This window comes from Methanospirillum hungatei (assembly GCF_020216685.1).
Lineage (GTDB): Archaea > Halobacteriota > Methanomicrobia > Methanomicrobiales > Methanospirillaceae > Methanospirillum > Methanospirillum hungatei_B.
This window is the reverse complement of record NZ_JAIWNS010000010.1, coordinates 1-10,000: the sequence shown is the minus strand read 5'-3', so window position 1 is coordinate 10,000 and position 10,000 is coordinate 1. Positions and strand designations below refer to the sequence as shown.

General features: G+C 46.8%; 11 protein-coding genes. 3 read left to right on the top strand and 8 right to left on the bottom strand.

The genetic code is table 11. The features are described from left to right. The first annotated feature begins 244 nt into the window (after positions 1-244). The 3 genes from LDL35_RS00595 (at position 245) to LDL35_RS00585 (ending at position 2,559) form a co-directional block, all read left to right on the top strand. Entirely contained in the window at positions 245-1,837 is a 1,593-nt protein-coding gene (locus LDL35_RS00595) for an IS1634 family transposase (RefSeq protein WP_304018439.1), read from the top strand. A 93-nt stretch (positions 1,838-1,930) separates the two neighbouring features. Further along, entirely contained in the window at positions 1,931-2,158 is a 228-nt protein-coding gene (locus LDL35_RS00590; protein WP_304018437.1) for a hypothetical protein, read from the top strand. Further along, on the top strand, positions 2,149-2,559 hold the full coding sequence (locus LDL35_RS00585) for a type II toxin-antitoxin system VapC family toxin (RefSeq protein WP_304018435.1): 411 nt from the start codon (positions 2,149-2,151) through the stop codon (positions 2,557-2,559). Before LDL35_RS00590 ends, LDL35_RS00585 begins: the two co-directional genes overlap by 10 nt. Positions 2,560-2,618: 59 nt before the next feature. Here the strand turns inward: LDL35_RS00585 and LDL35_RS00580 are convergent, their stop codons facing one another. From LDL35_RS00580 to LDL35_RS00545, 8 genes are all read right to left on the bottom strand, one after another. Further along, entirely contained in the window at positions 2,619-3,287 is a 669-nt protein-coding gene (locus LDL35_RS00580; RefSeq protein ID WP_304018433.1) for a V-type ATP synthase subunit D, read from the bottom strand. A gap of 3 nt (positions 3,288-3,290) precedes the next feature. Beyond that, positions 3,291-4,691, bottom strand: coding sequence for a V-type ATP synthase subunit B (locus LDL35_RS00575; RefSeq protein ID WP_304018431.1), 1,401 nt, complete (start codon positions 4,689-4,691; stop codon positions 3,291-3,293). Continuing rightward, positions 4,673-6,427 (bottom strand): V-type ATP synthase subunit A, encoded by a 1,755-nt coding sequence (locus tag LDL35_RS00570; protein ID WP_304018429.1) that lies wholly within the window; start codon positions 6,425-6,427, stop codon positions 4,673-4,675. Before LDL35_RS00570 ends, LDL35_RS00575 begins: the two co-directional genes overlap by 19 nt. Before the next feature lies 1 nt (position 6,428). Further along, positions 6,429-6,749, bottom strand: coding sequence for a V-type ATP synthase subunit F (locus LDL35_RS00565; RefSeq protein WP_304018427.1), 321 nt, complete (start codon positions 6,747-6,749; stop codon positions 6,429-6,431). After that, positions 6,742-7,791, bottom strand: coding sequence for a V-type ATPase subunit (locus tag LDL35_RS00560; protein ID WP_304018425.1), 1,050 nt, complete (start codon positions 7,789-7,791; stop codon positions 6,742-6,744). The genes LDL35_RS00565 and LDL35_RS00560 overlap by 8 nt, the downstream gene beginning before the upstream one ends. Further along, a complete protein-coding gene (locus LDL35_RS00555) occupies positions 7,784-8,377 on the bottom strand; it encodes a V-type ATP synthase subunit E (RefSeq protein WP_304018424.1) in 594 nt (197 codons plus the stop codon). Before LDL35_RS00555 ends, LDL35_RS00560 begins: the two co-directional genes overlap by 8 nt. 40 nt (positions 8,378-8,417) lie before the next feature. After that, positions 8,418-8,636, bottom strand: coding sequence for an ATPase (locus LDL35_RS00550; RefSeq protein WP_048067948.1), 219 nt, complete (start codon positions 8,634-8,636; stop codon positions 8,418-8,420). Between the two features lie 85 nt (positions 8,637-8,721). Continuing rightward, the coding region (locus tag LDL35_RS00545; RefSeq protein WP_304018422.1) for a V-type ATP synthase subunit I at positions 8,722-10,000 on the bottom strand (1,279 nt) is incomplete at its 5' end.

The following is a 10,000-nucleotide window of genomic DNA, read 5'->3' as shown; positions in this document are numbered from 1 at the left end:
CTATTCCGATTGGAACCCTTTTGTCAATTATGAAGCAAGCCCGGATGGAAAGACAAGAATTCGTTGATTTTCTTGATAAGTGATCTAGATTTAACCTCATCTACCGGATCATAGGCGCATAATAAAACTTGTTTTAGATCTGATTATCATTTTGTTTTTGAATAATTTTGATTAATGGCTCTATTTTAGATCTTTTTAGCAATGAAGTATAAATATTTTATGTGCTTACTCATCAGTGACAGAAATGCAGGTTAAAAAACGTATCAAGAAAATTAATGGAATTGAATACTGGTATGAAGATACTCCGTACTATGATAAAGAAAAAAAGCAGATCCGACATAAATCAAAGTACCTCGGAAAAAACATAGACGGGCAACCTGTGAAGGTTCGATCGAGCGATATGATTCCTTCACGAATGGTGGTTTCTTCTGCCCCAAAATTCGCATATAATCACGGGAATCTGCTACCACTTCAAAGTATTACCCAAGAGCTTTCAATACAGGCAACACTGGAAGAATTCCTTTCAGAATCAGAAACAGATACGTTATTGACTCTCGTTTACAACCGAATTCTTCGCCCAACGGCGATGACAAATGTTCAGGTGTGGTATGAAGGATCTTCACTGTGGCTAAATAACAATAAATTGCCTCTATCCAGCCTAAGAATAAGTGAATTTTTGGCAAACCTTGGTCAAAAAAACATCCCTGAAGAGTTTATGAGAAGATTCGCTGCTCACATTGAACCAAATGCAACGCTTCTCTATAATATTACCAGGGCATCCAGATCATCTCAACTATTAGAGAGCCTGGAATATGGATATAACCGGGATAATGACGGCCTGCCTCAGATCACTTTTTCTCTGGTAGTGGATAAGGAAAAAGGGATTCCCGTCCGTTATGACATATATCCAGGAAGTATTGCCGACATCACGACTCTGAAACATACCATCATACGATTGAAAGATGATGGTTCGGAACAATTCAGACTTGTAATGGATAGAGGCTTCTTTTCCCAAACCACATTGACTGAACTTTTGAGCGAGAATATTCCTTTTATTATGCCTGCGACCTATCAACTCATGTCAATGAAAGAACTCATGAGTAAATCTCAACATAAGGTAAAACAAGCTGAATATCTTCAGAAATTTGAGAAAGGTTCTATATTTGCAATGCCAGTGAGATTAGAGCATCAATTAGATATCGATGATGAACCTCGAACGATTACTGTTGATGGATATTGCTATTATGACCCTAAAAGAGAACAGGATGAGAGAGATTCTTTTTATGAACAATTATTCGATGCAGCGGATAGATTAAAAAAAGCAAGACTACAAAGTTGGAAAAGACCAGAAGTAGTGGTGAATGAGATCGCGAGAGGGTTTGCACGTTACCTGAGATGGAAATGTACAGACGGAACATTCGAGGTTTCAATAAGACAGAAAGCAGTTACTCAACGGATAAATCGCCTCGGACGATTTATTCTTTTTTACAACGGCGAATTAGACTGGCTTTCCTGTCTCACCCTTTATCGTGAGAGAGATGCGGTTGAGAAGTGTTTCTTTAGAATGATGAATGGTGTGGACACGTTACCTCGTAAGGGAAGAAGAGAAGACTATGTGAGGGGTTTTATATTCATGGTTTTTATAGCCCTTATCATTAAAATGAGATTACAAAGAATCTTGAAGGAAACAGGCCTTTCAAAACAGTATTCTGTCGAAAAACTACTTCTCGAACTTGAAAAGATCAAACTGTTTGTATTATCTCAGGGAGAGATCATTCAATCTGAAGTCAGTAAGAAAAATAGAGAGATTTTGACGGCATTCAATCTATGCGCCTAAAGGTTTTCGGGAGGTTCGGATGGAATGAAAGGGTAATTTCAGGTTACCTTAAGGAAAAAGATTTCAGGTATCATAACCACACGGTGTAAGAGAATGACTACAATCGCTCATTGTGATGACGGAATTCAATATGTTTTGGATGCGAGTGGAAAGAAAACTGCAGTCATCGTCCCAATTGAACTATGGGACAAATTAAAGGAGGAAAAAATCACTGCCGAACAAGAGTCTCCATTCTCAGTAAAAAAATACCGTGGAATTCTGAAAGGAAAAGGAATTAGTGGAAGAGATGAAGAAATCAAAATGAGAGATGAATGGGATTGACTGAAATTCGATTTCTTATTGATACCAATATCCTTATTGATTATCTCGCTGATGCACTCCCTTGTCAGGGAACTGAATGTATCGAAGAAATTATCGAAAGATCATGCAATGTTTCCGCAATAACACAGATAGAATTTCTTGGATGGCACAATCATTCCAAGGAATCAAAAACCGCCGCTGAAGAAATAATAAGTCATGCCACAATTATTCACCTGACTCCAGCCATTATTACCGATACAATCTTCCTAAAACAAAAGATACGAATAAAAACACCAGATGCAATAATCGCTTCTTCTTCAAGAATTCACAATATGACTCTCATCACAGGTAATGTTAAAGATTTTGAAAAAATCCCAGGAGTTAGCATTTTTAATCCTTGGAAGCAGACAGAATTGCCTTAAATATTAATATTAATATTAATATTAATTTAATTTTCCAGTCGAATAAATAGACTTTTGCCTTACCCTGACTTCCCCCCGGCCTGAGCCATCTTCTTTTTCACTTTCTTTCGTTCAATCAGTTTCTTCACTTTCTTCAATCTGAACAGATCCTCCCGTTCCCGCTCCTCGATACTGAACCTGATATATTTCGCCTGTTCTTTCAGCTCCGGAATAATTATCTGATCAAGGGCATTCACCCGTCTGCGGTTCATCTGGATCTCATTCCCAATCCGCCGAAGGGTTGTCTCGGTCTCGGCAAGCCGAATTATCATATCCATCTCGGCCTCGAACTTTTCAGCCGCTTCATTAATCCGGCTGCTGGTCCCGATAAGCCCGTATCCCCGCTGCATGACATTCAGGGCAACACTCTTCTTCTGAATAACCGGAACCGGGACACCCATGATATTCTTCCCCGAGATATCAACCATAATCTGCCGCTTGGTTGCATAGGAGGCGGACTTCACCGCAATCGGATCATCTACCGCTTCAGCTACGAGAAGGGCAAGATCGGCCTCAATGGCAAGTTGTTCAAGCCCTTCCCTGGACTCTGAGAAGTTGACCATGATCTTAAAAAATTCCTGGATGAGAGCCTCCATCTTCTCTTTCAGGAGGTCACGGCCCTGCTCTGCCAGCACGATCTGGGACCGCTTTTTAATCAGCTCCATCCGGGTCGGGTGTACCTGCTCCATGGCCTATCCTCCGGAGATGATAAGAGTCCGGTATCTATCGATGTACTCTTGCTTAATCCGCTTCAGCTCCTCATCAGGCAGCAGGCTGAAGAGTTCCCAGGCAACCTGGAGCGTCGTCTCGATGCTTCGCTCCACATTCCCCTGTGAAATGAACCTCTTCTCAAAGTGATCAGCAAACTTGAGGTAATTCCGGTCAAGCTCCGAGAGTGCCTCTTCTCCGACAATGGCTACAAGTCTTCGAAGGTCCCGTCCATAGGCATACGAAGCATACAGCTGATCTGCCACATTCCGATGATCCTCTCGGGTCTTCCCAGGCCCGATTCCAAGGTTCATGAGTCGTGAGAGACAGGGAAGGGCATCAATGGGCGGATTAATCCCCTTCCTGAACAGGTCACGGGAGAGCACGATCTGCCCTTCTGTGATATACCCGGTCAGATCAGGAACCGGATGGGTGATATCATCGTCCGGCATCGTCAGGATCGGGATCTGCGTGATTGAACCGGTGCAGCCCTTGATACGGCCGGCCCGCTCGTAAATGGTTGCAAGATCGGTGTACATATACCCCGGATACCCGCGGCGACCAGGAATCTCCTCCCGTGCTGTTGAAATCTCACGAAGTGCGTCACAGTAATTGGTCATATCGGTCAGGATGACCAGCACGTGCAGATTGTGCGTATATGCCAGGAACTCAGCAGCAGTCAGGGCACACCGTGGCGTTGCAATCCGTTCAATCGTCGGATCATCAGCCAGGTTTAAGAAGAAGACGACCCGTTCAAGGGCTCCGCTCTCTTCAAACTCCTTCATGAAGAATGACGCTTCCTTGTAGGTGATACCCATCGCTGCAAAGACCACAGCAAAGTTCTCACCCTCACCAAGTACCTTTGCCTGTTTTGCAATCTGGGCAGCCAGTTGATTTGCCGGAAGCCCGGCACCTGAGAAGATAGGAAGTTTCTGTCCCCTGACAAGGGTGTTCAATGCATCAATTGCCGATATACCGGTCTGGATAAACTCGGCAGGCTTGTCACGGGAGTAGGGGTTGATGGGCATACCGGCGATATCAAGCCTGGCCTCAGGGATAATTGCCGGACCACCGTCCCGTGGCCGTCCGACCCCGTCCAGTACCCGGCCCAGCATGTCATACGAGACATCAAGGAGGGGTGACTGACCGGTAAACCTTACTGTTGTGACATGACTGTCAATCCCCCTGGTCCCCTCAAAGACCTGGACAACTGCAACATCCTCTGAAATATCAAGAATCTGGCCGGTCCGTGCCTCACCATCCGGAAGAATGATCTGTGCCGTCTCTCCAAAGGATATCTCCTTGGGTCGTTCAACAAAGATCAGGGGGCCGGATACATAATTGACCGTCTGGTACTCAACCGTAATCAGGCTGCCGTGCTGCATGTCTGCACCTCCAGGTTTTCAGTCTGTTCCCAGACCGTGTCACTGAGCTTTTTCAACCGTTCCAGATCTCTCTGCTCTTTCATCCGTGCTATCTCTGACCGTGCCGGGATGGAGAGGAGCTGACGAAGCGGGACATTCCGTCTCATGGCTGCCCGGATTGCATCATAATACCAGATAATGATCTTCAGCATCCAGTACTGTTTTTCAAGCGGACAGAATGAATCATCATCACTATATGCACTCTGCTGCAGGAAATCTTCCCGGATGATCTTCGCAATCTCAAGAATGACTTTTTCCTTGTCAGGAAGGGCATCAGGCCCGACAAGCTGTACGATCTCCTGCAGTTCTATTTCCTTTTGCAGAATATACATCGCCCGTCCCCTGAACTGGTACCAGTCTCTGGCAACCTTCTCCGAAAACCAGTCCTCGACATCCTCCAGATACAGGGAATAACTCCGAATCCAGTTCACTGACGGGTAATGCCGGCGGTATGCTAAATTTGCGTCAAGTGCCCAGAATGTTCCGGCAATACGAAGGGTATTCTGAGTAATCGGCTCTGAAAAGTCCCCTCCTGGTGGTGACACCGCCCCGATGATCGTCACCGACCCGGTCTTCTCCTCTGAACCGGCACAGATGACACGCCCGGCCCGTTCATAAAATGCTGCAAGCCGGGTTGCAAGATAGGCAGGATACCCCTCTTCCCCTGGCATCTCCTCAAGCCGTCCGGACACTTCACGGAGTGCCTCTCCCCACCGGGATGTCGAATCGGCAAGGAGTGCAACGTCTATGCCCATGTCCCGGTAATATTCAGCAATGGTAATCCCGGTATATATGGATGCTTCACGGGCAGCAACCGGCATATTTGAGGTGTTTGCTATCATGATCGTACGCTCAATCAGCGGATAGCCGGTCCTCGGGTCGGTCAGTTCAGGAAACTCGGTGAGCACATCGGTCATCTCATTACCCCGTTCACCGCATCCGATATACACAACGACCTGGGTATCTGCCCATTTCGCAAGAGTCTGCTCAGACACCGTCTTCCCGGTTCCAAACCCGCCCGGGATCATGGCAGTCCCGCCCTTTACCAGGGGGAACATGGTATCAAATACCCGCTGACCGGTAAGCAGGGGGACTTCCGGGTCCAGTCGCTTGACAAAGGGCCTTCCTTTCCTGACCGGCCACCGCTGAAGCATGGGTATCTCTGTCCCGTCAGCAAGGGTACAGACCACATCGGTCACGGTGAACTCTCCAGAAGTGATGGTTTTAATCTCACCTGACACGCCGGGTGGGACCATGATCGAATGGACCAGGTGAAACTCCTGGACCGTTCCAAGAACATCACCGGTCTGCACTCTATCACCGGGCTTCTTCACCGGAGTAAATGCCCATCTCCTCTCCCGGTCAAGGCCGGGGACCATGATCCCCCTGCTGATATAGTTCCCACTTTTCGCATAGAGGGCGGGAAGCGGCCGCTGTACCCCGTCATAAATCGATGCCAGCAGACCCGGACCCAGCTCGACGGAGAGCGGAACACCGGTATTCTCCACCGGTTCGTGGATCATAAGACCGGTGGTATCCTCATAGACCTGGATAACTGCCTCATCACCTTCAAGGCGGATGATCTCACCGGGAAGAGCAGCCCTTCCCACCGATACCACATCATACATCCGCGATCCGGTCATATTCCTGGCAGTAATCACCGGCCCTGAAATCCTGGCTATAGTTCCGGTAATCATATTAGCTCCTCATTACCACATTGTATCCAATTGCTCTCCGAAGCAGCCGTTCCACATATCCGCTCACTTCATCACCTTTTCGGGGTGCAGGAATCGGGATGATGACCGGGTGATAACACCGCTCAACCTGTTCATACAGACTCTTGTCAAGATTGGCCAGGTAATCCTCCCTGATGGCGATTATTCCGGTCTCCTCATCGTGAATGAGAGATGAAAGAACCCGGGACGCTTCATCGGGATCTTCCGCCTCAAGGACATCAGATCCGGCAAGACGAAACCCGGTTGCTGATTCCGGATCGGTGATGACAACTACTTTATACATACACCATCTCCGCCTCCATATCTTCAGGGGGAATCAGGGCGTTTTTACATCGGGCGATGATACGCAGGTTCATTATCTCCGTGTATTTTGCCCACAGGTACCCGATGACCACCGTCACCGACAGGGGATCCCCCCGGTATAACCTGACCGCATGTCTGATGAGATATTCATCAAGAAGATGCTGGTACGTGGATATTTTAACCGTATCGCCCTCGCTACTCCGAAGATCGGAAAGAAACCGGTATGGAGTCTCTTCCAGATATTCAATGAGTGATGCTATGGAGCCAAGATTTAAAAGCATTTTGAGCTTCTTCTGATTGAAGACCTTTCCACCATCAAGAAGCATTGGCAGTGCATCTTCAGGATCCACATGATCCCGAAACATCATCAGGAGTGATTTAATATTGATAAGATCGATTTCAGTCCCGATAATCTCACGGATCTTACCCTCTTCAACAGATTTGCCACCGACAAGAGAAAGAGCCCGCTCATAATAGAACCGGTCCAGGGCATTTTCCAGTATGAAGAGATCTCCATGAGCCGTATAATCAGGAAATGCCTGTGTGAGGGGGAGGGCATAGGGCACTTCCCAGGTTGCCAGAAGATCGATGACACTTTTCACATCAGGCTGCTTTAAGAGCTCAGATAGGAGTGATACATCAAATTCTCCAGCTGGAACCAGATTCTCCCGGATCTGCATGGTTGGCACTTTTATCCTCTTTCCACGCAGAATGGTTTTTAAATTATGTATATCCCACCTGGAAGAAAAGATAAGAATATACCGCTCTCCTTTCTCTCCCTGAAGAAATTCCGAGATCTTCTCTATCGTTCTGATAAGATTCAGCCGGAGAGCTTCCTCTATCCCGCCAAGCCCGGATTTTCCGACAAGGGCTCGCTCAAGATCCTCATGGTATGAAGTCTCTTCCAGGGCAGTAATCAGGGAACTGATATCAGGCTTTAAAATCAGATTGCTCAGGCTTTTTTTATCAAGCAACCGGGAGTACATACCCCGAATCCTGGCATTGACATACCCGCTATCCATCAGGCCCTCCCAGAATCAGGTTGATAATCTCAAGGGTAGATGTATCCCTGATCCGTTCCATTCTGCTTTCCAGGGTGTTATATGCACGAATCTTACCATCAGCCGATGTTCCTGATAATCCGCCGATTGTTGTGATATCCTGCACAATATCACAATCAATACCGGTTTTTTTGAGGACATCGCTGCAGATTTTCGAATCAGCCGGATCAATATGAAGGACGATATCTTCTCCTGCAAGGGCGGAAATAATCTCACGTGTCAGCCGCTCATACAAAGCAGGATATGATGGATCAGATCTGATCCCGGAGATCTTCTCTTTGGAACGGGAAAACGCATCATCAATGAGTTTTTGTCTGACTGCACTGATTCTTTTCTTCACTTCCTGTTTCGCAAGGAATTTCTGGCGGTTTTTTTCAAGAATCAGGTCCCGTTTCGCTTTCTCCAGGTATTGAGCATGGATGGCAGATGATTCTGTCTCTGCTTCCCGAAGAATTGCCTCCACTTCTCGTTCAGCATTCCGGAGTACTTCCTGCTTCTTCTCCTCGGCTGCTGATTCTATGGATTTGATAAGGTCTTCGTATGCCATTCTTCGCTCACCTTCTGCATCACCTGGGTGGCAGCGCTCGTCACTCAACCATGATGATGATCATTGCCGCTACGACAAAACCCAGAATAACCAGTGTTTCAGGTATAGCTTCAAGAACAATCACCGTACCGGCTGATTCAGGTCTTTCAGCCACGGTTCCGGCTCCGGCAGCACCAATCTTAGACTGAGCGATTCCTGTGGCAATTGCGCCTCCTGCAAAGGCGATTGCTGCACCAATGGGGACTTCCCATCCTGTCATGATAACCTCCAACGTTTACCTTATCCTGTGCACATTTATATATTGTGGTTTGTCTGTCGAAAGAAAGGGAAGGCAAAAAGAAGAATCAGAGGCGCTCTTTTCCAAATGGCTTATACGGAACGCCTCCACCTTCATAAAACTTGGAAAAAAATTCCACGACATGCAATCTTAGTGAGTGAATTGAGGGACTGAACATGGCAAGGAAAATATTGAGTGTATGAAGGAGAATGGCGACAATAATTCCCAGAACAAGGATACCCAACTCATGCGAAAGACGGTTCGCCACTAAAGCCAGAATAACTGATGCAAGACCGATTGCCATCAGACGGGCATAGGACATGATATTTCCAATAGTCCCCATCACTTCTATGACTCCCCTGCTTCCTCCGCCATAAATGAGACAGACAATCGAAACCAGCATCAGCGCGATTACGGCAAATGTTACCGAACCAGGTACATGACCGGCATATGCACCAAGTAAGAGAAGAATCCCGGATACGAGTCCGAGCATCCCGGCTTTTTCGATGATATGCCTGGTTTTATGGTGCCGGTACGCATTCAGGATCCCAAGGGACAACCCCAGAAACACATGAAATACCCCGATACCGATGGTCAGTATCAGAAGCGGTATAATCGCCTCTATCCGGTTCCAGGTGATCCCAAAGAGGGTGATCGGATGAATCCAGCCCATTTCCTCGCCAAGATCACCAAAAAACTCTCCATAGAAATATCCAAATATCATCGTCGGGATCGATGAGATCATCAGGATACTCATAAGCTGACAGACCCAGGGGATCTCCCTGAATTTATACCGGACCGCAAGACTGAAACACAGGATTACCAGTCCATACCCGATATCTCCCACGATGAGCCCGAAGAAGAGGGGGAAGAATATTGCTATCAGAGGAGTCGGGTCTATCTCCCGATACATGGGCGGTGTGACCAGGTTCATAAAGAACTCGAAGGGTTTTGCCCAGAATGGATTATCAAAGAAGACCGGGGCATCATCATACCGTGATGGATCATCGGGGAGTTCATGAACCACAACCGACTCTCCAAAACTCTCCATGAGGGCTTTTTTTGTTGCCGGTAGAAATTTCTTCGGTATCCATCCCCTGACAACAAAGGTATATTCAGTCTGACCAAAGTGTGAATATGCTGATGTCTCTTCAAGAAAATCAGTGAGCAGATTTTTCAGGGTGACGAGGTCTGCATACCATTCGGTCGATATATCACGAATTTTTACCTCTATTTCATTAATTTCTGTACGGATTGCATCCTTGTCAGCCTGTATGAGAGCCAGTGCATCATCGAGAGGCATATTCGTATACTCCTGAGGGATACGAACTTCATTCACATTTTTG